The organism is Rhodovarius crocodyli, from assembly GCF_004005855.1.
GTDB lineage: Bacteria > Pseudomonadota > Alphaproteobacteria > Acetobacterales > Acetobacteraceae > Rhodovarius > Rhodovarius crocodyli.
Genome location: NZ_SACL01000003.1, coordinates 195,255 through 218,641, shown reverse-complemented (window position 1 = coordinate 218,641; position 23,387 = coordinate 195,255). Strand labels below are relative to the sequence as shown.

Annotated in this window: 28 protein-coding genes; 15 read left to right on the top strand and 13 right to left on the bottom strand. The window is 70.7% G+C overall.

The genetic code is table 11. From position 1 onward, the window contains the following. The first annotated feature begins 38 nt into the window (after positions 1 to 38). Genes EOD42_RS10240 through ccmI form a run of 7 tightly spaced genes read left to right on the top strand, consistent with a single transcriptional unit; the run spans position 39 to position 5,207 of the window. Positions 39 to 830, top strand: coding sequence for a heme ABC transporter permease (locus tag EOD42_RS10240; RefSeq protein WP_127787429.1), 792 nt, complete (start codon positions 39 to 41; stop codon positions 828 to 830). Beyond that, positions 827 to 964 carry a hypothetical protein gene (locus EOD42_RS25890; RefSeq protein ID WP_164867867.1) on the top strand — a complete coding sequence of 46 codons (138 nt, stop codon included), beginning with the start codon at positions 827 to 829 and terminating at the stop codon, positions 962 to 964. Before EOD42_RS10240 ends, EOD42_RS25890 begins: the two co-directional genes overlap by 4 nt. Then, positions 961 to 1,467, top strand: coding sequence for a cytochrome c maturation protein CcmE (ccmE, locus tag EOD42_RS10235; protein WP_127787428.1), 507 nt, complete (start codon positions 961 to 963; stop codon positions 1,465 to 1,467). The genes EOD42_RS25890 and ccmE overlap by 4 nt, the downstream gene beginning before the upstream one ends. Continuing rightward, positions 1,467 to 3,428: a heme lyase CcmF/NrfE family subunit gene (locus EOD42_RS10230; RefSeq protein ID WP_127787427.1), complete on the top strand. Its 1,962-nt coding sequence runs from the start codon at positions 1,467 to 1,469 to the stop codon at positions 3,426 to 3,428. Before ccmE ends, EOD42_RS10230 begins: the two co-directional genes overlap by 1 nt. Further along, positions 3,425 to 3,988, top strand: coding sequence for a DsbE family thiol:disulfide interchange protein (locus tag EOD42_RS10225; protein ID WP_127787426.1), 564 nt, complete (start codon positions 3,425 to 3,427; stop codon positions 3,986 to 3,988). The genes EOD42_RS10230 and EOD42_RS10225 overlap by 4 nt, the downstream gene beginning before the upstream one ends. After that, positions 3,985 to 4,428 (top strand): cytochrome c-type biogenesis protein, encoded by a 444-nt coding sequence (locus EOD42_RS10220; RefSeq protein ID WP_127787425.1) that lies wholly within the window; start codon positions 3,985 to 3,987, stop codon positions 4,426 to 4,428. The genes EOD42_RS10225 and EOD42_RS10220 overlap by 4 nt, the downstream gene beginning before the upstream one ends. Beyond that, positions 4,425 to 5,207, top strand: a complete 783-nt coding sequence (gene ccmI, locus EOD42_RS10215; protein WP_127787424.1) for a c-type cytochrome biogenesis protein CcmI — start codon at positions 4,425 to 4,427, stop codon at positions 5,205 to 5,207. The genes EOD42_RS10220 and ccmI overlap by 4 nt, the downstream gene beginning before the upstream one ends. A 14-nt stretch (positions 5,208 to 5,221) precedes the next feature. Here ccmI and EOD42_RS10210 read toward each other — a convergent pair whose 3' ends face one another. The 5 genes from EOD42_RS10210 to EOD42_RS10190 are packed head-to-tail and all read right to left on the bottom strand — an operon-like array spanning position 5,222 to position 7,930. After that, positions 5,222 to 6,475 (bottom strand): aspartate aminotransferase family protein, encoded by a 1,254-nt coding sequence (locus tag EOD42_RS10210; protein ID WP_127787423.1) that lies wholly within the window; start codon positions 6,473 to 6,475, stop codon positions 5,222 to 5,224. A 15-nt stretch (positions 6,476 to 6,490) separates the two neighbouring features. Then, positions 6,491 to 6,856: a DUF2155 domain-containing protein gene (locus EOD42_RS10205; protein ID WP_127787422.1), complete on the bottom strand. Its 366-nt coding sequence runs from the start codon at positions 6,854 to 6,856 to the stop codon at positions 6,491 to 6,493. Beyond that, positions 6,856 to 7,068 (bottom strand): hypothetical protein, encoded by a 213-nt coding sequence (locus EOD42_RS10200; protein WP_127787421.1) that lies wholly within the window; start codon positions 7,066 to 7,068, stop codon positions 6,856 to 6,858. Before EOD42_RS10200 ends, EOD42_RS10205 begins: the two co-directional genes overlap by 1 nt. After that, positions 7,065 to 7,583: an outer membrane lipid asymmetry maintenance protein MlaD gene (mlaD, locus tag EOD42_RS10195; protein ID WP_127787420.1), complete on the bottom strand. Its 519-nt coding sequence runs from the start codon at positions 7,581 to 7,583 to the stop codon at positions 7,065 to 7,067. Before mlaD ends, EOD42_RS10200 begins: the two co-directional genes overlap by 4 nt. Continuing rightward, a complete protein-coding gene (locus tag EOD42_RS10190; protein WP_127787419.1) occupies positions 7,580 to 7,930 on the bottom strand; it encodes an NADH-ubiquinone oxidoreductase subunit NDUFA12 family protein in 351 nt (116 codons plus the stop codon). Before EOD42_RS10190 ends, mlaD begins: the two co-directional genes overlap by 4 nt. A 131-nt stretch (positions 7,931 to 8,061) precedes the next feature. On the opposite strand from EOD42_RS10190, the gene EOD42_RS10185 reads away from it, so the two are divergent. The 3 genes from EOD42_RS10185 to EOD42_RS10175 all read left to right on the top strand — a co-directional run bounded on the left by EOD42_RS10185 (position 8,062) and on the right by EOD42_RS10175 (position 11,099). Continuing rightward, complete coding sequence (locus tag EOD42_RS10185) at positions 8,062 to 9,609, top strand: TSCPD domain-containing protein (RefSeq protein WP_127787418.1); 1,548 nt, start codon at positions 8,062 to 8,064, stop codon at positions 9,607 to 9,609. A gap of 76 nt (positions 9,610 to 9,685) precedes the next feature. After that, on the top strand, positions 9,686 to 10,144 hold the full coding sequence (locus EOD42_RS10180; protein WP_127787417.1) for a carboxymuconolactone decarboxylase family protein: 459 nt from the start codon (positions 9,686 to 9,688) through the stop codon (positions 10,142 to 10,144). Positions 10,145 to 10,220: 76 nt separating this feature from the next. Further along, positions 10,221 to 11,099 carry a sigma-70 family RNA polymerase sigma factor gene (locus tag EOD42_RS10175; protein ID WP_127787416.1) on the top strand — a complete coding sequence of 293 codons (879 nt, stop codon included), beginning with the start codon at positions 10,221 to 10,223 and terminating at the stop codon, positions 11,097 to 11,099. Positions 11,100 to 11,270: 171 nt separating this feature from the next. Here the strand turns inward: EOD42_RS10175 and EOD42_RS10170 are convergent, their stop codons facing one another. Together EOD42_RS10170 and EOD42_RS10165 are read right to left on the bottom strand one after the other, a co-directional pair. After that, entirely contained in the window at positions 11,271 to 12,401 is a 1,131-nt protein-coding gene (locus tag EOD42_RS10170) for an AI-2E family transporter (protein ID WP_127787415.1), read from the bottom strand. After that, a complete protein-coding gene (locus EOD42_RS10165; protein WP_127787414.1) occupies positions 12,401 to 12,997 on the bottom strand; it encodes a hypothetical protein in 597 nt (198 codons plus the stop codon). Before EOD42_RS10165 ends, EOD42_RS10170 begins: the two co-directional genes overlap by 1 nt. 108 nt (positions 12,998 to 13,105) lie before the next feature. On the opposite strand from EOD42_RS10165, the gene purM reads away from it, so the two are divergent. The 5 genes from purM to EOD42_RS10140 all read left to right on the top strand — a co-directional run bounded on the left by purM (position 13,106) and on the right by EOD42_RS10140 (position 18,363). Then, positions 13,106 to 14,185: a phosphoribosylformylglycinamidine cyclo-ligase gene (gene purM, locus EOD42_RS10160; RefSeq protein ID WP_408902156.1), complete on the top strand. Its 1,080-nt coding sequence runs from the start codon at positions 13,106 to 13,108 to the stop codon at positions 14,183 to 14,185. After that, a complete protein-coding gene (gene purN / locus EOD42_RS10155; RefSeq protein WP_276318138.1) occupies positions 14,182 to 14,793 on the top strand; it encodes a phosphoribosylglycinamide formyltransferase in 612 nt (203 codons plus the stop codon). The genes purM and purN overlap by 4 nt, the downstream gene beginning before the upstream one ends. A 63-nt stretch (positions 14,794 to 14,856) precedes the next feature. After that, positions 14,857 to 15,015: a preprotein translocase subunit SecE gene (locus tag EOD42_RS10150; RefSeq protein ID WP_127787413.1), complete on the top strand. Its 159-nt coding sequence runs from the start codon at positions 14,857 to 14,859 to the stop codon at positions 15,013 to 15,015. Between the two features lie 54 nt (positions 15,016 to 15,069). Further along, positions 15,070 to 16,233: an FAD-dependent monooxygenase gene (locus EOD42_RS10145; protein ID WP_127787412.1), complete on the top strand. Its 1,164-nt coding sequence runs from the start codon at positions 15,070 to 15,072 to the stop codon at positions 16,231 to 16,233. A 108-nt stretch (positions 16,234 to 16,341) separates the two neighbouring features. After that, complete coding sequence (locus tag EOD42_RS10140; RefSeq protein WP_206020314.1) at positions 16,342 to 18,363, top strand: putative bifunctional diguanylate cyclase/phosphodiesterase; 2,022 nt, start codon at positions 16,342 to 16,344, stop codon at positions 18,361 to 18,363. Here the strand turns inward: EOD42_RS10140 and EOD42_RS10135 are convergent. The 6 genes from EOD42_RS10135 to EOD42_RS10110 all read right to left on the bottom strand — a co-directional run bounded on the left by EOD42_RS10135 (position 18,356) and on the right by EOD42_RS10110 (position 23,335). Continuing rightward, the gene (locus EOD42_RS10135; RefSeq protein ID WP_127787411.1) at positions 18,356 to 18,958 is read right to left on the bottom strand and encodes a flavin reductase family protein; all 603 of its coding nucleotides are present in this window, start codon (positions 18,956 to 18,958) and stop codon (positions 18,356 to 18,358) included. The genes EOD42_RS10140 and EOD42_RS10135 overlap by 8 nt on opposite strands. Continuing rightward, positions 18,955 to 19,407: a hypothetical protein gene (locus tag EOD42_RS10130; protein ID WP_127787410.1), complete on the bottom strand. Its 453-nt coding sequence runs from the start codon at positions 19,405 to 19,407 to the stop codon at positions 18,955 to 18,957. The genes EOD42_RS10135 and EOD42_RS10130 overlap by 4 nt, the downstream gene beginning before the upstream one ends. Further along, positions 19,408 to 20,202 carry an ABC transporter permease gene (locus EOD42_RS10125; RefSeq protein WP_127787409.1) on the bottom strand — a complete coding sequence of 265 codons (795 nt, stop codon included), beginning with the start codon at positions 20,200 to 20,202 and terminating at the stop codon, positions 19,408 to 19,410. It abuts the gene before it with no gap. Beyond that, positions 20,199 to 21,023: an ABC transporter ATP-binding protein gene (locus EOD42_RS10120; RefSeq protein ID WP_206020313.1), complete on the bottom strand. Its 825-nt coding sequence runs from the start codon at positions 21,021 to 21,023 to the stop codon at positions 20,199 to 20,201. The genes EOD42_RS10125 and EOD42_RS10120 overlap by 4 nt, the downstream gene beginning before the upstream one ends. Beyond that, complete coding sequence (locus EOD42_RS10115) at positions 21,020 to 22,099, bottom strand: ABC transporter substrate-binding protein (RefSeq protein WP_127787408.1); 1,080 nt, start codon at positions 22,097 to 22,099, stop codon at positions 21,020 to 21,022. Before EOD42_RS10115 ends, EOD42_RS10120 begins: the two co-directional genes overlap by 4 nt. Positions 22,100 to 22,216: 117 nt before the next feature. Further along, positions 22,217 to 23,335, bottom strand: coding sequence for an LLM class flavin-dependent oxidoreductase (locus EOD42_RS10110; RefSeq protein ID WP_127787407.1), 1,119 nt, complete (start codon positions 23,333 to 23,335; stop codon positions 22,217 to 22,219). Between the last annotated feature and the right edge of the window lie 52 nt (positions 23,336 to 23,387).

The following is a 23,387-nucleotide window of genomic DNA, read 5'->3' as shown; positions in this document are numbered from 1 at the left end:
AGCTTTTCCCGCGTCCCCTGAACACCTAGATTGCCGCCGTGAGCACCGCAACAACAGCCCCAGCCCCGCGCCAGGCCTCCCGCTGGCAGTTCCTGGCCAACCCGGGGCGTTTCCTGCGCGTGGCGCGCTGGCTGCTGCCCACCCTGTCCGTCGCGGCCCTGCTGGTGCTGGCGCTGGGCGCCGTCTGGGGCCTCGTCTGGTCCCCGCCCGACTGGCAGCAGGGTGAGACGGTGCGCATCATGTATGTGCATGTGCCGATGGCCTGGCTGGCCATGGGCGGCTACAGCGGCCTTGTGGTGCTGTCGGTGCTGGGGCTGGTGTGGAAGCACCCGCTGGCCGATGTCGCGGCGCGGGAGCTGTCGCCCATCGGCGCAGTCGCCACCGCCCTGTGCCTGCTGACCGGCAGCCTGTGGGGCCGGCCCATGTGGGGCACCTGGTGGGTGTGGGATGCGCGGCTGACCAGCGTGCTGGTGCTGTTCTTCCTGTGGGTGGGCCACGCCGCGCTGACGCGGGCCTTCGACGACCCCGACCGCGGCGCGCGGATGGGCGCCATCCTGGCGCTGGTAGGCGCGGTGAATGTGCCGATCGTGAAGTTCAGCGTGGATTGGTGGAACACCCTGCACCAGCCTGCCAGCGTCACGCGCCTCGGCGCGCCGGGGCTGCACACGGATATCCTGTATCCGCTGCTGGTGAACGGGCTCGGTTTTTCCCTGGCCTTCGCCGCGCTGGCGCTGGCCGCCACCCGCGCCGGGCTGCTGGAACGCCGCCTGCGCGCCCTGCAACTGGCGGCCGCCCGCCGGGCTGATGCGGCCCCAGGGGAACGGGCATGACCTGGCACTGGTGGCATGTGGCGTTGAGCTGGGTCGCGGTGCTTGGCGGTTTCGCCCTGCTGGCCCTCATGATATCGGCCCGGGCGCGGGCGGCGCAGAAGCGCCTGGCCCGGCTGGAAGGTTCCGACCGATGACACCCCGGCGCCGCCGCCTGACCATCCTGCTGCTCGCCGCCCTGGGCCTGGGCACCGCCACGGCCCTGACGCTGACGGCCTTCCAGGACAATCTGGTCTTTTTCCGCTCGCCCGCCGACATCGCGGCAGAGCCCCCGCCGCCCGGCCGCAACTTCCGCCTGGGCGGGCTGGTGGAACAGGGCAGCGTGGAGCGCGGCACGCTGGACGGCCGCCCCAACATCACCTTCCGCGTGACCGACGGCGCGCATACCGTGCGCGTGCAGTACAGCGGCGTGGTGCCCGACCTGTTCCGGGAGGGCCAGGGCGTGGTGACCCTGGGCCAGATCGGCCCGGACGGCATCTTCCACGCGCGCGAAGTGCTCGCCCGCCACGACGAGAACTACATGCCGCCCGAGGTGGCCGACGCCCTGCGCCGGTCCGGCCACTGGAACCCCGCCAGCGGCGACCCGCCGCCGGCCGCCGGCTGGAACCGCCTGCAACCCCAGCGCGCCACTGGAAGCTGATGTTCCCTGAGATCGGTCATTTCGCGCTGACCCTCGCGCTGGCGCTTGCCTGCGCCCAGGCGGTGCTGCCGCTGATGGGCGCGCATTGGCGGGACTCGCGGCTGATGGGGTCCGCGGCGCCGCTGGCTCTGGGCTCGACGCTCGCGGTCATCATCGCCTTCGGCGCGCTGGTCGCGGCCTATGTGCTGAATGACACCACCGTGGTGAACGTGGTGCAGAACAGCCACTCGGCGAAGCCGCTGCTGTACAAGATCAGCGGCGTGTGGGGGAACCATGAGGGCTCCATGCTGCTGTGGCTGCTGGTGCTGGCCCTGTGCGGGGCGGCTGTGGCGGGCTTCGGGCGCAACCTGCCCAGCGCCCTGCAGGCGCGCGTGCTGGCGATACTGGGGCTGATCCTGGCCGGCTTCGCGCTGTTCATGCTCATGACGTCCAACCCCTTCACCCGCATGTGGCCGCCGGCACCCGACGGGCAGGGGCTGAACCCGCTGCTGCAGGACCCGGGTTTGGCCTTCCACCCGCCGCTGCTCTACGGCGGCTATGTCGGCACGGCCGTCACCTTCGCCTTTGCCGTGGCCGCCCTGCTGGAAGGGCGCGTGGACGCCGCCTGGGGTGCCTGGGTACGCCCCTGGGCGCTGGGCGCCTGGGCGTTCCTGACCGCCGGCATCACGCTCGGTTCCTGGTGGGCCTATTACGAGCTGGGCTGGGGCGGCTACTGGTTCTGGGACCCGGTGGAGAACGCCTCCCTGCTGCCATGGCTCGCCACCACCGCCCTGCTGCATTCCGCCATCGTGGTGGAGAAGCGCGGCGCGCTGAAGATCTGGACCGTGCTGCTGGCTCTGCTGGCCTTCGCACTGTCGCTGCTGGGCACCTTCATGGTCCGCTCGGGCGTGCTGAACAGCGTGCATTCCTTCGCGGCGGACCCGGCGCGCGGCGTGTTCATCCTGGGCATGCTGATCTTCTATGTCGGCGGCGCCTTCGCGCTGTTCGCCTGGCGGGCGCCTTCCATGGTGCCGCAGGGCACCTTCGCGCCGATCTCCCGCGAGGGCGCGCTGGTGCTGAACAACCTGCTGCTGTGCTGCATCGCCGCCGTGGTGCTGGTGGGCACGCTGTACCCGCTGTTCCTCGATCTGATCTTCGGCCGGCTGATCTCGGTGGGCCCGCCCTTCTTCAACACCGCCACCCTGCCGCTGGCCCTGCCGCTGATCGCGGCCATGGCGCTGGGGCCGCTGATGCCCTGGAAGCGCGCGGCGCTGTGGCCCGTGGTGCAGCGGCTGTGGTGGGCGGCGCTGATCACGGCCGGCGCCTTCGTGGCGGCCTGGACGGTGATGGGCGTGCCCTTCTGGCCGGCTTTGGGCTTCGGCGCGGGCATCTGGCTGATCGCCGGCGCCAAGGCCGATATCTGGGAACGCATCCAGCTGTTCAGGGTGCCGTTCCGCACCTCCCTGACGCGGGCGCGCGGCCTGCCCTTCTCGGCCTGGGGGGCGGCGATCGCCCATGCGGGGCTCGGCGTCTCGGCGTTGGGCGTGGCCGGCATGGGGCTGGCCAGCGAGACGCTGGTGGCGCTTTCCCCCGGCCAGTCCACGAACTTCGCCGGGTATGAGTGGCGGCTGGAGGCCGTGCGCGACGCGCAGGGCCCCAACTGGACCGCCCGCCGCGCCGAGGTGACCGTGACCCGCGACGGCCGCGCCGTCGTCACGCTGTTTCCGCAGCGCCGCTACTTCCCCATCGGCCGCAGCACCACCACCGAGGCCGCGATCAGCACCAACCTGATGCGCGACCTCTATGCCGTGCTGGGCGAGGAGCGGGAGGGCCAGGCCGTGCTGCGCATCCACGACAATGTGCTGGCGCCCTGGATCTGGCTGGGCGGGCTGATCATGGGGCTGGGCGCGCTGGTCTCGCTCGGCGATCGCCGGGTGCGGGTGGCCGCCCCCCAACGCCGGGCGAAGGCCGTTTCCGCATGAGCAAGCTTTCCCGTCGCGTGCTTCTGGGCGCGCCGCTGGGCCTGGCCGCCGCCGGCGGCGTGGGCTTCTGGTACATGTTGAGCGGGCTGCAGGACGGCAGCTATGACCCGCGCAGCGTGCCCTCCGCCCTGCTGAACCGGCCGGTGCCGGAGTTCACGCTGAACCCGGTGGCCGAGCAGCCCTTGCCCGGCTTCGCCCGCGCGGATCTGCTGAACCTGCCGCGCCCCGTGCTGGTGAATTTCTGGGCCAGCTGGTGCGTGCCCTGCATCATCGAGCACCCGCAGCTGATGGCCCTGCACCGCGAGGGCGTGCCCATCTTCGGCGTGAACTACAAGGACCGCGCGCCCGACGCCCGCGCCTTCGTGGAACGCCGCGGCAACCCCTACACCCGGCTGGCCGCCGACGAGCCCGGCCGGGTCGCCATCGAATGGGGCGTCTACGGCGTGCCCGAGACCTATCTGGTGGACCGCCAGGGCCTGATCCGCTGGCGCTGGCCCGGCCCCGTCACGCCCGAGGTGCTGGAACAGGACCTGAAACCGCTGCTGAGGCGCTACGCATGAGGTGGCTCGCGCTGCTGGCGCTGTGGGCGCTGCCTGCCTTCGCGCAGCCCCTGCCCGCCGACCGCCTGCCGAACCCCGCCGCCGAGGCCCGCGCCCAGACCATCGGCCGCGAGATCCGCTGCATGGTCTGCCAGGGGCAGAGCATCGAGGACAGCGACGCGGACCTGGCGCGCGACCTGCGCCGCATCATCCGCGAGAAGCTGGTGGCCGGGCAGGATGAGGGGCAGATCCGCGAGTTCCTGCACGCGCGCTATGGCGATTTCATCCTGCTGCGGCCGCCCTTTTCCGCCGCGACCGCGCTGCTGTGGGCCACGCCCGTGCTGGCGCTGGGCTTCGGCATCCTGATGCTGGTGCTGCTGCGCCGCCGGGCCGCGCCCCCGGTGCCCGCCCTCTCGGCCGAGGAAGAAGCCGCGCTGGCCAAGTTGAAGGACACCCCATGATCTGGGTCTGGATTGCCGTGGCGGCGCTGGTGGTGATGGCGCCGCTGGGCTGGGCGCTGTGGCGCGCCCCGCGCGCGCGCGGCCGCGCGGAGGCCGACCGCGCCCTGTTCCACGCCCAGATCGCCGAGTTGGACCGCGAGCTGGCCGAGGGCCGGCTGGAAGCCGCCGGCCATCGCGATGCGGTGCTGGAGGTGCAGCGCCGCCTGCTGGCCGCCCCCGCGCCCGAGCCCGTGCATTCCGGCCATCGCGGCACGCTGCTGTTCGTGATGCTGGCGGCCCCCGCCATGGCGCTGGGCCTGTACCTGATGCGCGGCACGCCCGAGATGCCCTCGGCCGGCTTCGCGCTGCGCCAGGAAGTGGCGGCGCGCGACGAGGCGCTGCTGAACCAGCTGCGCGCCCGCATCATGCAGATGCCGGTCGGCGAGCAGCGCCGCCAGGGTCTCATCCTGCTGTCCAACGCGGAGCGCAATCGCGGCCGCAACGACGCCGCGGCCGAGGCCCTGCGCGAGGCCCTGGCCGCGCGCTTCGACCCCGGCCTGGCGGGTGATCTGGCGGAGGTGGAGCTGGCACGCGGCCAGCATGAGGCCGCCGTGGCAGTGCTGACCCGCGCGCTGGAGGCAGCCCCCACCGAGCCGCGCCTGCGCTTCCTGGCGGGCGCCGCCGAGCAGGCGGCCGGGCGTGCGGCCAATGCGCGCAGCGTGTGGCAGTCCCTGCTGAACGACACGCCGGCCGACGCGCCCTGGCGCCCCATGCTGGAGCAGCGCCTACGGGGGCTGTAAGGCCCCCTTCCCCGTTACAGGGTGCGCAGCGCCTTCTCGAACACTTCCAGCGTGTGGGCGATGTCGGCGTCGGTATGGGCCGTCGCCAGGTAGTATTTGCTGTCGCCCTTCAGCACGCCGTTGTCGCGCATGCACTTGTTCACATGCGCCGCATGGGCGGCGTTGGACTTCAGCATGTCGCGGTAGTTGGCGATGGTGCCGTCGGCATAGACGATGTCGAACAGCACCGGCACGCCCAGCGCCTGGCCCGGCACGCCGTGCTTGCGCAGCAGGGTGTTCATGGCGCCCATCATCGCCTCGCCGCGCGCGAACACGGCCTCATAGGTGCCGGGCTCACGCAGGACCTTCAGCGTGGCCAGCCCCGCGACGGACGCCACCGGGTTGCCCGACAGCGTGCCGATCTGGGTCAGGAACTTGTCCTCCGGCGCCTTCGCGCGGTCGAACAGCGCCATGATGTCGGCCCGGCCCGCCACGGCCGCCAGCGGGAAGCCACCGCCCACGATCTTGCCCAGGGTGCAGATGTCCGGCGTCACGCCATACATCTCCTGCGCGCCGCCATAGGCGAAGCGGAAGCCGGTCACGACCTCGTCGAAGATCAGCGGGATGCCGAGTCGCGCCGTCGCCTCACGCAGGCCGGCCAGGAAGCCGGGCTTGGGCGGGATCAGGCGCTGCAGCGGCTCCACGATCACGCCGCCCAGCTCATCGGCATGGGCCTCCAGCAGCGCGAGGGCCGCCTCCAGGTCGTTGAAGGGCGCCACCAGCATGGCATCGGCCACGCTGGAGGGAATGCCGGGGCTGTCGGGGATGGCCTGCGGGAAATTGGCCTCGCGCTTCGGCGCCAGGGACATCAGCCCGCTGTCGCTCATGCCGTGATAGCCGCCCTCGAACTTCAGGATCTTCTCGCGCCCCGTGAAGGCGCGGGCGAGGCGCATGGCATAGGCATCGGCCTCGCTGCCGGAGGACACGAAGCGGACCTGCTCGGCGCAGGGCACGGCGTCCACGATGGCGGCGGCCAGCTCGATGCCGGAGGGGTTGTTGGCGAAATAGGTGGTGCCCAGCGGCACCTGCGCCAGGATCGCCTCGGTCACGGCCGGGTGGGCATGGCCGATGAACATGGGGCCGGACCCGATGAGGTAGTCGATGTATTCGCGGCCCTCGGTGTCCCAGATATGGCCGCCATGGCCGCGCGCCGCGGTGAAGTTGGCCGGGAAGTTACCGAAGCTGCCCCCTGGCAGCACGCGCGACGCGGTTTCGGCCAGGGTTTCCATTCGGCTGCTTCTCCTTCAGCGACACTCGAGGATGCGGATATCGTAGACCGGGTGTTCCAGCGTGTTCACCGCCGGGGCGTTGGCGAACATCCAGCCCTGGAAGGCTGGCGGGCTGCCCTGGGCGGCACGGCTGTCCGTGATCTCCAGCCAGGCGGCGGCATCGGGCACCTCATCGGCCGGGCGGGCGTTGCAGGCGCGCACGGTGATGGACAGCGACCCGAACTGGGTGGGCGTGCCCACCCGTGCCTCGACCACGGTGATGCGGGCCGTCACCTTGTCCAGCGCCTGCAGGCGGGCCGTCGGCCTGGCCACCCAACCCGGATCGGACTGGGCGAGGGCAAGGCTGGGCAGCAGTGCCAGGGCAGCAAGGGAAAGGCGCATCACTTCTTCCGGGGAGAGGGGAGGGACGCCACCAGATCGGCCAGGATGGTCCGCATCGCGGCCTCGTCCACGCCCATCAGCACCGCGTCCTCCAGCGCGTCGGCCAGCACCTGGGCGGCCTCCACGTGGTTTTCGTTGAGCACCTTCACTTTCTCCAGGCAGGAGACGGGCGCGCCGTCCTTGCCTGGCCAAAGTGTCGGAGGGGTGGTCATGGGCGTGCGGTTGCCGGGGCGTTCGGGGTGGCGGGGGCCGCACCGGCACCCTGCTGGGGCTGGTTCAGCTGCGTCACCGAGAAGATGAAGCGCCCGAGCAGGCTTTCAAGGCTGACCGAGCCCTGGGTTTCCGTGATGCGACCGCCATCGGCCAGGAAGCGCTCGGCGCCGCCCGGAACGATCGAGACATACTTGCCGCCCAGCAGGCCGTCGGAGGTGATCTCCGCGCTGCTGTCGGTGGGCAGGCGCAGGGCCTGGTCCACGCGCATCTCGACCACGGCGTTGAAGGTCTCGGGGTCGATCCGCATGGCGGTCACGCTGCCGACCTTCACGCCCGCGATGCGCACGTCACCGCCCTGGGGCAGGCCGTCGATACGGTCGAAACGGGCGGAAAGGGCCATGCCCTCCGTCCGGATGGTCCGGCCGCCATGCACCACGGCGTAGAACAGGAACAGCGCCGCCACCACCAGCACACCCGCGCCGGTGACGACTTCCAGCGCGCTGCGACCCTTCATGGAGTCCAGGCTTCGTAGTCGCTGCCGGATGCCTGACGCTGGCCGCCCATCGCCAGGTGGCCCTTGGGCCGATAGGCATAGCGCGTGCCGGTCAGGTTCGGCACGTGCTCCTTCTGCCATGGCAGGCGCTTGTCTTCTGGCAGCGGCGCATCGGTCAGGTGATGCAGCCAGCAATGCCATTCGGCCGGCACCTTGGTGGGGTCCTGGCCGTTGGCGGTGACGACGAAACGCCGATACCGGTTGTACACCGGCATCATCTTGCGGCTTTCGTAATAGGTGTTGCCGAAACGGTCCTGGCCGACCTTGCGGCCGGTCATCCGGGCATGGAGCGCTGCGAAGAATGCCATGGCGCGCACCATGCCATGATGCGGCGCGGAACGCCAGAGAGCGGGCTTTTCCACAGGGATTTCTCAGCGACTCGGGCGCCACCCACAACATGCGCCTTCCTTGTGCCGCACAGCCACAATATCCTGTGGTCATGGCACGTTTCACCGGCACCTTGTGGGAAGGCATCACCCTCGCGCGTTACCGTCTGGGCGCTGACCCGGATGCGGCGCCCCGCGCGGTCGCCATCCCGGTCGCGTGGGATGTGGAGGCCGGCGAGGCGCTGGCGGCACTCGCGCCCGGCGATGCCCCCACCACCCTGCCCCGCGCCGCCGAGGCCTGGATCCAGCGCGGCATCGCGCGCGGCCGCAAGGCGGGCGTGCTGGACGAGGCCGAGGCCCACCACCTGGCCGAGGGCCTGCGCGGCCTGCTGCTGGCCCGCCGCGGCGCGGCGGGTGCCGAGACCTGGCGCAACCAGGCCGGCGAGCCCCGCTTCGTGCTGAACCTGCCCGCCTTCCTGGAACCCGAGGGCGGCTTCGACATCGAGGGCTATGAGGAAGCCGTGGCCCTCGGCGTGCGCTTCCTCGAGTCGCTGGGCCAGGGCAAGGCGACCAGGCTGCGCCTGGGCTTCGCGGACCTCGCGGGCCTGCTGGCCGCCCTGCCGCTGCCTTACGATACGGAGGCCGCGCGCAGCGTCGGCGCCTGCATCGCCGCCCTGACCCGTGGCGCCGCCGAGGCCGAGAGCGGCCGCCTGGCCGCGAAGCTGGGCGCACGGGAGCCCGTGGCCCTGCTGTGGCCCGCGCCTCCCGTCTGCACCGCCATTCCCGGCCTGGCCGGCGCCGCCCGCATGGCGCTGGACCGTGCCGCTGCCTCGCCCGGGCTGCGCCATTCCACCATCGTGGTGCTGGCCGGCGCCGATGCGGCCGAGGCGCTGCTGGGTGCCGAGACCGCCGGCATCTCTCCCGCCGCCGGCGCCACCCGCGCGGTCGCGACCGACTCGGGCGCGGCCGAGGTGCCGACCCGGGCCGCGATCGCTGCCGCCCAGCGCTCCCCGCAGCGCGTGGGCCAGATCCTGGCCCCGGTGGGCGACGCCGCGCGCCGTGCGATGGCCGATGCCGTGCTGCCCTTCCTGCACGCCGCCCCGCCGGCCCCCGCCGCCCTGCCCGCCCCCGCGCGCCCCCATGTGGAACGCCCGGCCGAGCGCGGGCTGGCCGCCCACCCGCGCAGCGCCGGCAATAATTTCTACGCCGTCGTCGGTGGCCACCGCGTGGCGATGCGCACCGCCGAGGACGCCGCGGGCAAGCTGCGCGAGATCAGCTTCACCCTGGCCAAGGAAGGCGCTGCCTATCGCAGCCTGATGGACGCCTTCGCGCAGTCCGTCTCCATCGGCCTCACGGCCGGCCTCGCGCTCGAAAGCTTCGTCGACGCGTTTTCCTACACCCGCTTCGGGCCCTCGGGCGTGGTGGAGGGAGACCCGGACATCACGCGCGCCACCTCCGTGCTCGACTGGGCGTTCCGCCGCCTGGCCATCGAGTATCTGGGCCGCCACGACCTGCCGCAGCCGACCGACGAGGATTGCGCTGGCGACAGCCTGTCCAGCGCGCCGCAGCAGGCCCCCCTGCTGCCGCTGGACCTGCCGACCCAGTCGGCACCCGAAGACAGCGTGCGGGCCCGCCGCAAGTCCTTCAGGGTCGTCGCCTGAGAAAAAATCGCGCGGCCGTGTCACAGGCCGCGCGTCCATCTCGTCCTGAGGGCATCAACCCGAAAGGACGACTTCCATGACCCCTCGTTTCGACGCCCCCGCCGTGGCCCCCGCCCTGTATAAGGCGATGCTCGGCCTGGAGATGCAGATCCAGCGCGCCGGGCTGGGCAAGATCCTGCTCGAACTGGTGAAGATGCGCGCCTCCCAGATCAACGGCTGCGCCTTCTGCCTGGACATGCACGCGCGCGACGCCCGCGCCGCCGGTGAAACCGAACAGCGCCTGTACCTGCTGAACGCCTGGCGCGAATCGCCCCTGTTCGATGCCCGCGAACGCGCGGCCCTGGCCTGGACCGAGGCGCTGACCCTGGTTTCCACCACCCACGCCCCCGATGCGGTCTATGAGGAAGTGCTGGCCCAGTTCAGCCAGGAGGAGGCCGTGACGCTCACCTTCGCCATCATGGCCATCAATGCCTGGAACAGGCTGGCCATCGCCGGCCGCTTCCTGCACGCCATGCCGGAAAAGGCCGCCGCCTGATGGACCCGAAAGTGCATCGCCTGGCCCGCCGGTACGGCGGGCTAGGTAAAGATGCCCGCACAGAGGAAGCGAGCGGATGAGCAGCGAGCCTACGCGAGCGGATCAGACGCTCTTCGAGTTCCAGCGGCACCGGCGCCGGCTGAAGGGCATCGCCTATCGCATGCTGGGCTCGGCGGCGGATGCCGAGGACATCGTGCAGGACGCCTGGCTGCGCCTGCAACGCGCGGGGCCCGAGACGGTGGACAACCCCGGCGCCTGGCTCTCCCGCACCGTCACGCGGCTGTCGCTGGACGCGCTGAAATCCGCCCGCCACCGGCGCGAGACCTATATCGGCCCCTGGCTGCCGGAACCGGTGCTGGAACCCACGGAATACGAGGAAGACGCCGCACTCGACCTCTCCACCACGCTGATGCTGGCGCTGGAACGGCTGTCCCCGCTCGAACGCGCGGCCTTCCTGCTGCATGACGTGTTCGGCGCGGAGTTCGAGGAAGTGGCCGCCGCCATCTCCCGCACGCCGGCCGCGTGCCGGCAACTGGCCGCCCGCGCCCGCGAGCACCTGCGCGAGGCCCGCCCCCGCTACCGCATCCCGCCCGAGGAAGGCGAGCGCCTGGCCCGTGCCTTCGCCGCCGCCTCGGCCAGCGGGGATGCCTCCGCCCTGTCCAGACTTCTGGCGCGCGACGTGGTGCTGATGAGCGACGGCGGAGGCAAGCGCGCGGCCGCCCTGAACCCCATCATCGGCCAGGATAAGGTGGAGCGCTTCCTCCTGGCACTCGCCGCCAAGTCGCCCCCGCAATCCGTGCAGTTCCACCCGGTGAACGGCATGCCAGGCTTCGTCTCCATCGCGGCCGATGGCGGCATCCAGACCACCGCGCTGGACATCATCGAAGGCCGCATCATCGGCATCCACATCATGCGCAACCCGGACAAGCTGGCCCATCTGCGCTGGCCGGGGTGAGGGGGCACGCCGGGGGTTTCACCCCCGAACCCCCAGCCAGGGGCGCTGCCCCCGGCACCCCCGCCAGGAGCCTGTGGCCCCTGGACCCCACCAAAGGCCTTACGGCCTTTGGTGGGGTCCAGGGGCAAAGCCCTGGTCGGGGGTCCGGGGGTGAAACCCCGGCGTGCGCCCTTACCGCGGCGGGTCCAGGTAGAGCGGGCTTTCCAGGTAGCGGCGCATCCAGAAGCGGGCGAGCACGCCTAGGGCTGCCGCGATGGGCACGGCGAGCAGCACGCCCAGGAAGCCCAGGGCCACGCCGCCCGCGAACAGCGCGAAGATGACCCAGACGGCGTGCAGTTCCACCCGGTCGCCCAGCAGGCGGGGGTAGATGATGTAGCCTTCGATGATGTGCCCGGCCAGGAACACCACCATCACCGGCCAGATGCCTGACCAGCTGCCCCATTGGGCGGAGGCGAGCACGATGCTGGTGACGAAGCCGGTAAAGGTGCCGACATAGGGGATGAAGGACAGCACCCCCGCGAACAGCCCCACCATCAGCGCCAGTTCCAGCCCGACGGCGGAAAGGCCCACGGCATAGAACACCATGAGGAACACGCAGCAGATCAGCTGCCCCCGGAACCAGCCGCCCAGCACGCGGTCGGTCTCCTTGGCCAGTTGCCGCAGGGTGGGGGCGCTGCGGCGGGGCAGCCAGGCCTCGATGCGCAGCATGATGCCGGGCCAGTCGCGCAGCAGATAGAAGGCGACGATGGGCGTGACGACGACGTAGGTGAACACGCTGAACAGCGCGAGGCCCTGCCCGATCAGCCGCGTGGCGGCGGTGCCCAGGAAGCTGACCATCTGCCCGGCCTGGGAGACGACGAGTTCCCTGAGGCGGGCGTCCAGCATCTCCGGGCCGGCGGCGTCTTCCAGGCGCACCAGCAGGTCTCGCACCTGCTGGCCGATGCTGGCGGCATAGGCGGGCAGGCGCGTCAGCAGGGTGCCGATCTGGGCCAGCAGCAGCGGATAGACCAGCAGCACGATCAGCAGCGCCGACAGCATCAGCAACACGACCAGCCCCGCGGCAGACAGGGTGCGCGGCGCCCCCAGCCCCGCCAGGCGTGTCGCCAGCGGGTCCAGGAAATAGGCGATGCAGATGGCCAGCACGAAGGGCGTCAGGATGCCCGAGAACAGCCACAGGCAGAATATCGCGGCCGCCAGCAGCCCCAGCACCAGGTTTCGCCGCTGCCGGGGTGTCGCGTGGTTGGGCCCGGGTGAGAGCGGGCGGCCCCGCCCGGGGGCGGGAGGCGGCAGGGAGAGGCTCATCAGCCCCCGCCGAGGCCCACCCGCCAGGCCTCACCAGGCATGGTGCCGGGGATGAGCGTGACGCCGGCGGCCTGCAGCGCGGCCGCGGCCTCGGGCCCCGGGGTGCGCAGGCCCAGGCGCAGGCGCGCGCTGTCCACCGTCAGGCCCAGGATGTCCACATTGGCGACAGGCGGGGCCTGCACCAGCCGGCGCCGCAGCTCCAGCCATTCGCGCATGCTGGAGAATCCGGCCGTGGCCTCCAGGAAGCTGCTGGCGGGCTGGCCGGCCATCGGGTTGGGCACGGCGGCGACACCGCCGCCACCCCCGCCGCCGCCGCCGCGGAACACCACCGTCACCCGCCCGACATAGCGGGTGGGGCTGATGCGCTCCTGCTCGATGATGGTGGAGGCGACCATGGATTCGATCTGCGAATCGGAGGCGCCGTCGCCGGAGCCGCCTGTCGCGGCCTGCATGCGCTGATAGGCGGTGCGCCGGGCCTGCACCATCGCGCGCTCACGCGCCTGGACGGCGTCGGCTGCGGTGGCCTCGACCACGATGCCGGTCTGCCGCAACGGGCTGTCCTGCGCGAGGGCGGGCACGAGCCATGCGGTGGACAACGCCCCCGCCAGCGCCAAGAAAGGTATCGCGCGCCGCGCGAGGCGATTAAAAGGCGCCATCGGGATCCCCTGAACCAATTATTTGCCCTTACCGTATTGGAGGCAGCCCTGACCAGTTCAAGCGACAATCTGTCAGGCGGGGGCCTGACATACGCCGCCGCCGGCGTGGACATCGATGCCGGTGATGCCCTGGTCGAGGCGATCAAGCCCCATGCCAAACGCACGAACCGCAGCGGGGTTATGGGTGGCCTCGGCGGATTCGGCGCTTTGTTCGATCTGAAGGCGGCCGGCTTCTCCGACCCGGTGCTGGTGTCCTCCACCGATGGCGTCGGCACCAAGCTGCGCCTGGCGATCGATGCCGGCAAGCACGACACCGTGGGCATCGACCTGGTGGCCATGTGCGTGAACGACCTGGTGGTGCAGGGCGCGGAACCGCTGTTCTTCCTGGACTATTTCGCGACCGGCGCGCTGGACGTGGCCCAGGCGCGGGACGTGGTGGCCGGCATCGCCGAGGGCTGCCACATCGCGGGCTGCGCCCTGGTGGGCGGCGAGACCGCCGAGATGCCGGGCATGTACCACAAGGGCGACTATGACCTCGCCGGCTTCTCGGTGGGTGCGGCCGAACGTGCCAACCTGCTGCCGAAGCCCGATGTGGGGCCGGGCGACGTGCTGCTGGGGCTTGCGGCCTCGGGCGTGCATTCCAACGGCTTCTCCCTGGTGCGCAAGGTGCTTGAGGTCGCGGGCAAGACCCTGACCGACCCCTGCCCCTGGGAAGAAGGCAAGACGCTGGGCGAGGCGCTGCTGGTGCCCACCCGCATCTACGTGAAGCCTCTGCTGGCCCTGCATAAGGCCGGGCTGCTGAAGGCGGCCGCCCACATCACCGGCGGCGGCCTGCCCGGCAACCTGCCCCGCGTGCTGCCCGAAGGGGTGGCGGCCGAGGTGAAGGGCGGTTCCTGGCCCATCCCGCCCGTGTTCTCCTGGCTGTCCAAGGCCGGCGGCGTGGCCGAGGCCGAGATGCTGCGCGTGTTCAACTGCGGCGTCGGCATGGTGGTCGTGGTGTCCGCGGCCGAGGCCGAGGCCGCGATCGCGCTGCTGGCCGGCGCGGGTGAGACGGCCTATCGCATCGGCCGCCTGCTGCCCGGCAACGGCGAGGCGGAAGTCGTCATGGACGGCGCCATCGGGCTGTGAGGACGGCGCTGCTCATTTCCGGTCGCGGCAGCAACATGGCCGCGATCCTGGCCGCCGCGCGCGACCCGGACTATCCGGCGCGCCCGGTGCTGGTGCTGTCCAACAAGGCGGACGCCAAGGGGCTGGAGACGGCGCAGGCGGAAGGTGTCGCGACCGCCGTGGTCGAAAGCCGCCGCCGCCCGCGTGAGGAATTCGAGGCCGAGCTGCAGGCGGTGCTGGAAGCCCATGGCGTGGAGATGGTGGTCCTCGCCGGTTTCCTGCGCGTGCTGACCGAGCCCTTCGTGCGCGCCTGGGAAGGGCGGATGATCAACATCCATCCCAGCCTGCTGCCCAGCTTCAAGGGGCTCGATACCCACGCCCGCGCGCTGGAGGCAGGCGTGACCCTGCACGGCTGCACGGTGCATTGGGTGGCCCCTGGCGTGGATGAGGGGCCCATCCTGGCCCAGGCCGCCGTTCCCGTGCTGCCGGACGATACCGAGGCCGCGCTTGCCGCCCGGGTGCTGGCGCAGGAACACATCCTGTATCCCGCCGTGCTGGCCGCGCTGGCGGGCGGCGCCAGGCCCGCCCAGCCCCTGCCGGAAGCGGCGTTGCGGGGCTGGAAGCTGTAGGACCACTTGCCTCTCTCGCAACGGTTTCCTATGGAAGCAGGCAGCGAGGAAGGGGCTCCCCACATGGCCGAACAGCAGACGCACTACGACTACATCGAGGTGAAGTCCCAGGACATCATGGCCGAGCGCGCGGGCATGTGGGATGCGTTCACCGCCGCGACCAAGTGGGGCATCATCGCCACCATCGTGCTGCTGGTGCTGATCTACCTCATCTGGGGCTGACGCTCCTTACTGGCATCGGAATTGCTTCGCCTTCGCCGTTAGGCGGAGATCGCGATGCGGATTGCCATTATCGGCACTGGTGTGGCCGGGAGCCTGGTAGCGGAAATGCTGGCCGGGCAACCCGGCTTTTCCGTGCGTGCCTTCGACCGGCTGGCGGCCGGCGAGGAATCGGAGGCCGGCACCGGGCTGAATGTCGGGCCCAATGCCATGAAGGCCCTGCGGCTGTATCTGCCGGAACGGCATGACGCCGTCCGCGCCGCCTCCCTGCCCTGGACGCGCTGGTTCATCGACACCGCCGCCGGTGAGCGCCTGGCCGACATCGACCTGCTGGGCGTGGCCGAGGAACCGGGCATCCGCCTGCGCTGGTCCGAGCTGTACCGCGTGCTGCGCGCGCCGGTCGCGCATCTGACGCGCCATTCCGCCCGGTTCGAGGCGCTGGAGGAAGCGGCCGGCGGCAAGCTGCGCCCCATCTTCCGCGGCCCGGACGGCGAGTTGTTCGACGACGGCGACTTCGACCTGCTGATCGGCTGCGACGGCCGATACTCCCGCCTGCGGGAAATCACGGACGGCACGGTCACGCCGCGCTTCTTCGGGGTGGCGTTGACGCGGCTGCTGGTGCCCGATGCCCGGGACTGCCCCTTTGACGAATACGGGCAGTGGTTCAACGGCCATGCCCGGCTGCTGGCCTTCCCGTTGCCGGGCGGCGCCGCCTATATCGCGGGCAGCGTGCCGCTTCCCTCACCGGATGCGGAGGTGCCGGCGGCCTATCGCGCCCCCGGCTACCAGCCTGCCCTGTATGAGCCGGCGGATGCCGCCCCCTGCCCCGCCGTCGCCTGGATGTGCGCCAAGCTGCGCGCCATGCCGGAACAGATCCATTGGGCACGGCTGCAGGAAAGCCCGTTGCTGCGCCACACCATGCAGGGGCGCGTCATCCTGCTGGGCGATGCCGCGCAGGGCATGGTGCCCACGCTGGGCCAGGGCGCGACACAGGCCGTTGAGGATGCGGTACTGACGGGGGCCGTGCTGCGCGCGGGCGGGGGCGCGGCCCGGATCGCGGCGCTGAGGGACCCGCGCGTCGAGTGGGTGAGGCGCCTCAGCGTCGCCGCCTCGGACACAATGTTGCGAGCAGATCCGGTGGCCGGTTCGCGCGCCAAGGGGAAGGAGCCTTTCCTTTCAATGCTTAAGCAGCTTTATACATATATTCCCGACTCGATTTGAGCGATAAGGGCCCAGGCATACAAAGCTTGCGATGAAGGCCCGGGAACAGGCACTTCTGCGCCATGCGCAATATGATCGCGCGATCCAGCACCAGCCGGGGTTTCTGTCTTGTCGCGCTTCAGCCCGCAGCCCTTGCCCGGCACGCCGACAGGCGGCATCGAGGGCTCCGGCGCGGACAGCACGCTGCTGGAGCGGCTGATCCGCGCCGACCAGCTGGCGGCCGTCAGGCGCAGCGTGCTGATCTCCATTCCCGTCAACGCCATCCTGGGCATCTGCAATCTGCTGATGGCGCTGCGCTATGGCCAGGCGGAGCTGGGCGTCGCCTGGTTCACCCTGTCCAGCCTGGTCAACCTGGTGCGGATCTGGTGGTGCCGCCTCTCCTTCGTTCACCCGCGTGAGGCCGTGACGGAGATGGCAAGGGAAGCAGCATCGGCGCGCATCGACAGGCATTTCGGCATCGCATGGATGCTCGCGCTCGCCTCCGGCCTCGTCTGGGCGGCGGTGCCGCTGCTCTGCGCGGGCTATACCTCGCCCCAGACCAGCTTCTTCCTGATCGTGGTGTGCGGCATCTGCGCGGGGGCCGTGGTGCATGGCACGGCCTATGCGCCCGTGCCCGCGGCCTTCATCACGCCGCCCCTGCTCTCGGTCGCGGGCTGCCTGATCTATGCGGGCGGCTGGGACAATAATTTCCTGGCCTTCACGGTGCTGCTGTATCTGGCGGCCCTGCTGCGCAGCACCCTGCAGAGCCAGGGCGTGTTCCGCGAGGCGAGCCGCCTGCAGAACGAGGCCACCGGCATGGCGCGCTCCATGCGCGATGCCCATGACCGCGCCACCGGCGTGGCCGAGGAAATGAGCCACCGCGCGACGCATGACGCGCTGACCGGCCTGCTGAACCGCGAAGGCTTCATGCGGGAGGCCGCGCAGCGCCTCGCCGCCGCCCCCGGTGCGCTGTGCCTGCTGCTGGACATCGACGGCTTCAAGGCGGTGAACGACATGTACGGCCACCGCGCCGGCGACAACCTGCTGGGCGAGGTGGCGGATCGGCTGCGCAACGAACTGCCCGACCACGCCGCCATCGGCCGGATGGGCGGCGACGAATTCGCCATCCTGGTCGATGCCCGCCGGCTGGGCGAAACACCGGAGCACCTGGCCGACCGGCTGATCGCCGCCATCGGCCGCCCGTTTCCCGGCTGCGAGAACCTGCGCGTCAGCGCCAGCGTCGGCATCCATCACCGCCAGGAGGAGGACGTGACCGGCCTGCTGCTGGCCGCCGATGCGGCGCTCGACGCCGCCAAGGCCAGCGGGCGCGGGCGCCGCTACCTTTTCGACGAGGCGCTGCGCCAGCGCCTGCAGCGCCTGCGTGACGCCGAGCACGGGCTGCTGCGCGCGATGAACGAGGGGCCGCTGCAGCTGTGGTTCCAGCCGCAGATGGACCGGGGCGGCCGCCACCTGGCGGGCTTCGAGGCGCTGATCCGCTGGCCGCACCCCCAGCATGGCTGGATCTCCCCGCCCGAGATCATCACCGCCGCGGCCACGGCCGGCCTGTCCGAGACGCTGCTGCGCTTCGTGCTGCGTGAGGCCTGCGACATGGCGGCGGTGCTGCGCGACATGGGTCTTGGGCATCTCTGCGTGGCGATGAACGTCTCCCCGCACGACGTCACGCAGTTCCCCCTGGACGATCTGGTGGCCCGTGCCCTGCGCCAGCGGGATCTGCCGCCCTCAATGCTGGAGCTGGAGATCACCGAGGAAGCGGTGATGGACCTGAAGGCCGTGCAGGAGAAGCTGTCGCGCGTGGCCGGCAGCGGCGTGCGGCTCGCGATCGATGATTTCGGGGTGGGCTATTCCTCGCTGGCGGCGCTGCGGCAGATCCGGGCGCACCGGCTGAAGGTGGATCGCAGCTTCATCTCGGGCATCGGGGATTCGCCCGACAACCAGGCCCTGCTGCGCACCATCCTCAGCCTGGGCGATTCGCTCGGCGTGCAGGTGGTGGCCGAGGGGGTGGAGACCGAGGAGGATGTGCAGATGCTGCGCGAGCTCGGCTGCCCGGCGATGCAGGGCTATTACCTGGGCTGCCCGATGTCCCGGCAGGAGGCGCTGAACTGGCTGCGCCACACGGAGGACGTCAGCTGATCTCGCTGCGTTCGAAGCGGATGATCTCACCCAGGGTGGAATAGACAGGCCCGGCCAGCCGCGCGACGGGGCGCAGCAGGGAAGTATCCACCCGGTCACCCGCCAGCAGATGGTCCGCGATGTGGAAGCGCTTCACCTCGCACACCACGAACTCCGCGCCCGAACGGCCGAAGCTGACCGCGCGCTCGAACACGCATTCCATGGCGATGGGGGCGGCCACCAGGCGCGGGGCCTCGACCAGCTCACCGGGCACCGTCTCCAGACCCAGCAGCTCGATCTCGCTTTCATCGGGGCCGTAATCGGCTGCGGAACGGTGCATGGGGTGCAGCAGCGCCTCATCCACGATGTGCACCATGGCGCCGCCGCCGGCCACGATGTTGCGCGTGGTGTCCTTGCGCTGCCCGTCGCGCAGACCGGCGTTGAAGCCCAGCATCGGCGGGTCGGCCGAGACGAAGGTGAAGCAGCTGAAGGGCGCGATGTTGGTCACGCCCATGGGAGAGACGGTGGAGACCCAGGCGATGGGCCGCGGCACCACCACCCCGGTCAGCAGCTTGTAGGCCGAGGATTTGCTCAGGCTGTGGGCGTCGATCCTCATGCCGCGGCGCGCCTTGCCCGCGCATCGGCGATCAGGCGCTCGAACAGCGCCCGCACCTGGTCGATGTCGGCGGCCCCGGTGAAGAAATGGTCGGCGCCCGCCCCGCATTGCGGGGCCGCCTTGAAGCCCGCGCCGTTCACCACCTGAAGGGCCGCGCGGATGAAGCCCACCACGTCGAAGGGCAGCGGGCTGTCGGTGGAGATGACCTTCAGCGGGCCGAGGGCCTGGCGGATGGCGGGGTCGCCGCGCAGCGCCTCATGCGCCGGGTCGTCGACCACGACGGAAAAGCCGGTCTGGTCGCGGATGACGCAGGCATAGCGGCCGGCGCTGATGGCCAGCGCGCGCCCGGCCAGCGCCTCGCCGCCCGGCCCGATCTCGACCAGCCAGTAATTCTCGGGCCACACCTTGATGGTCTGGTCCGCCCAGACGTCGAACGGATCGAGCGGCATTCAGCCTTCCCCCTTCACCACGGTGCCGCCACGTCCGCCGGCACCCTCCCAGAACACGACGCGGCGCTGGACGAAGCGCACGATGGTGTTGGCGATGGCGCCCATGGCGGCCAGCGTCAGGATGCAGGCGAACATCACCGGCACCTCGAAATTCAGCGAGGAAGCCTGGATCAGGCTGCCCAGCCCCTCCTGCGCCGCCACGAACTCGCCCACCACGGCACCCAGCAGCGCCATCACCAGGGCCACCTGAAGCCCCGCGAAGACGGCACCGGCGGCCGAGGGCAGCCGCACATCCCAAAAGATGCGCCAGCGCGAGGAACCGAAGGCGCGGTACAGGTCGATCAGGTCGGGCCTGGTCGCGCGCAGCCCGGTCAGCACGTTCACGAAGACCGGGAAGAAGCAGATCAGCGCCACCAGCACGATCTTGGAGGCGAGGCCGAAGCCGAACCACACGATCAGCAGGGGCGCCAGCGCCACCTTGGGCATGGATTGCAGCGCGACGATGTAGGGATAGACGCAGCGCTCCACCGCGCGGAACTCAGCCACGATGGCGGCCGCGACCATGGCCACCGCGCTGCCCACCGCGAAGCCCAGCAGCATCTCGGTGCCGGTCGCGAACAGGTGCGGCCAGATGGTGCCCTCGCGATACACGGTGAAGATGGCGCGGCCCACGGCGGCCGGGGCGGGAATGAGATAGGCCGGCACCATCCCGGCGGCGGCGACCCAGTGCCACAGGCCGAGGAAGACCGCGAAGGTCAGGACGGGGCTCAGCCAATTCAGCAGGCGCTCGTTCATCGGCGTGCTCCGCGCAGGGGGCCATCCACCTGGAAGAAGGCGCGCAGATGCGCCGTGATCTCGGCAAAGCGCGGGGAGGCGACGACATCGGCCAGGCGCGGGCGCGGCAGGTCCACCTCCAACACCTCGACCACGCGGCCGGGGCGGTCGGAAAGCACCACGATCCGGTCGGCCAGCATCACCGCCTCCTGGATGGAGTGGGTGATGAACAGCACGGCCTTGCGGGTTTCCATCCAGATCGCCTGGAGTTCCCCGGCCATGCGCTCGCGCGTCATGGCATCGAGTGCGGAGAACGGCTCGTCCATCAGCAGCAGCTTGGGGTCGTGGATCAGCCCGCGCACGATGCCCACGCGCTGCTGCATGCCGCCCGACAGCTCATGCGGATAGGACTCCGAAAAAGCTTCCAGCCCGGCCAGCCGCAGCAGTTCCAGCGCGCGGTCGCGCATGGGGCCGGTGGGCTTGCCCTGGGCGCGGATCGGCACCAGCACATTGTCGATCACGGTCTTCCACGGCAGCAGGGTCGGCTGCTGGAACACGATGCCGACGGAGGGCTGCGGCCCGCGCACCGGCACGCCGTCCAGCATCACCTCGCCCTCGCTGGGCGCGATGAGGCCGGAGACGATGCGCAGCAGCGTGGACTTGCCGCAGCCCGAGGGGCCGAGAACGGCGACGAACTCGCCCTCGCGGATCGTCAGGTCCACCCCGCCCAGGGCGCGCACATCACCCTTGCGGCCGCGATAGACGACGCCCAGCCCCCGGATGGAGAGCTGCGGCGGGGGCTGCGCCCCGTCGCGGCGCATGGGCAGGATGGCGGCGCTCATCGGGCTGCCCGGGCCTCTGCCTCCACCGCCGCCGCGTCGAAGCGGTTGAAGGCGGGGACCAGCGCGTTGGTGTACAGCGTGTCCATCGGGATGTTGGTGTTCGTCACCTCGCCGCCGGCGCGCAGGGCCTCGATCAGCACGGTCCAGTCGGCATCGCTGAACTGGCCGTGCGGGCGAGTGATGCCGCTGCCCGGCGGCAGCAGGTTGCGCATGCGCAGCGTCAGCACCTCCACCTCGCGGCGCAGGTTTTCCTCATCGGTGCCGGTGGTCGGGCGCAGGGCGGGATAGGCCGCCCAGTAGGAGCGCACGCAGGCCTCAAGGTTCGCGTTGCAGGCGATGGTGCCCTTGGTCAGCGCGCGGCCGAAACGCTCGAACAGGCCGGGGTTGCGCTGAAGGGCGGCCTGGGTGACGGACACGCCGTGGCTGGAGGCGTTCAGCAGCGCGGGCGGAATGTCGAGGCGCCGGATCGCGGTGCCGGCCTGCTCCATGCGGATATGCGCGGTGTCGAACAGGTTCAGCATGTCGATCTGGCCGGTGCGCAGCGCCTCGAAGGCCGAGACGCCGGTGCCCACGGCCTGGAGGCGAACCTCATTCCACGGCACGCCCGCGGCCTGCAGGATGGCGCGCGTCATGTAGATGTTGCCCGAACTCAGCGCGAGCACGCCGATCGTCTTGCCGCGCAGATCGGCCACGCTGCGGATCGGGCTGCCGTCCAGCACCGCGAATTCCCAGATCGAGCGCGGGAACAGGTTGTAGATGAAGCGCAGCGGGAAGTTCGGCCGGCCGGGCTGGCGGGCGATCACCAGCGGCTCCAGGCTGGCATAGGCGGCGTCGATCTGCCCCGCCATCAGCTGCGGAATGATGACGCCGGAACCGGTCAGCACCTGGATGCGCAGGTCCATGTCCTCGGCGGCGAAGTAGCCGAGCTGGCGCGCAAAGGTGAAGGGCGCCACGCCGGAATTGATGGCGGACGGCCAGGCGAAGGTGAAATTGTCCCGGGCAAGCGCCGGGGAGGCGAAAGTCAGGGAAGCAAGGGCCCCCAGGGCCCAGCGGCGCCATCCACGGAACAGCGACATCGAGTGTACTCCTCAGGCTGGTTCAGCCAGCGTCTCCCGGCCCTGGGCTGCTTTGGCCCGGGCCTTCTTGGTAGTGCCCGCCACGGCCCCCCCACGGGGCCGGATGGCGGGTGAAGATCAGGCCGCGAGGCCCGGCACCTGCGGCGGGGCCGGCAAGGTGGATTTCGGGTGCTCGGGCCAGGAATGCAGCTCGGGCAGCACATGGCGGCCCAGCATCTCGATGGCGGCGCGGTTGGCCTCGTAACCCATGCCGTCGATGCGCCACAGCACGTCGTCGATGCCCATCTCATACAGGCGGCGGCAGCGGCGGATGATGTCGTCGGGGGTGCCGGCCATGATGTAGGGCGCGGCCTCCACCAGGGCTTCCAGGTTGCGCATGTTGGCGCGGATGCGCTCGATCTGGGCGAAGTATTCGTAGTTGGCGCTGCGCTTCGCCAGGCGGGTCATCCAGTCCATGATGACCTCGATGAAGCGCAGCGAGTTTTCCTCCGTCACCGCCAGCGCCGTCGCGCGGTCCGCATGGCAGTTCACGCCCACCGAGAACAGCGCCTGGCGCCGCGTCAGGCTGCCGGCGATGGGCTGGGCACGGTCGGCGCCGAGATTGTAGGCGTTCACGCAGTCCTGCAGGTAATCCCAGCCCAGGATGCTGAGGCCCGACATCACGCCCACGCCCATCGCGCCCGCTTCCTCATGCGAGTCGATGCTGGTGGCCGAGAGGTGCACCGGGATGTTGTGGTGCCCCGCCTGCAACGGCGAGATCTTCCGGTGCGGGATGCGGAAATAGGGGCTGTCGTGTTCGACCGCGCCCTGGCTCTGCGCCTTGCCGAAGATGGTCAGGTGCTCGTCGCGGTATTCGCGCGTCAGGGACGGGTCCACGCCGAAGCCGTCCAGCGTGTAGGGGTTGTTGGAGCGCGCGCCGCCCAGCTCCATCCGCCCGCCCGACAGAATGTCCAGCGTGCCCACCTGCTCGGCCACGCGCAGCGGGTGGTTGAAGGGCAGGAAGTTCACCGAGGCGATGCGCAGCCGGATGCGGCTGGTGCGCGCGGCCACATAAGCCAGCATGACCTCGGGCGCGGTGATGATGGCCTCGCCCTTGGCGAAGTGCTGCTCGGACGCGGAGTAGCCGTCGAAGCCCTCGGCCTCCGCCAGCACCGCTTCCTCGACGCATTCGGCATAGCGCTGCGCCCAGCTCGTGCCCTCCGGGCAGATCGCTTCGTGGAACAGGAAGACGCGCATCGGTTGCTCCGAAAGCTGTTGCAGACCGTCCGAATCGTTTCTATATTCGGAA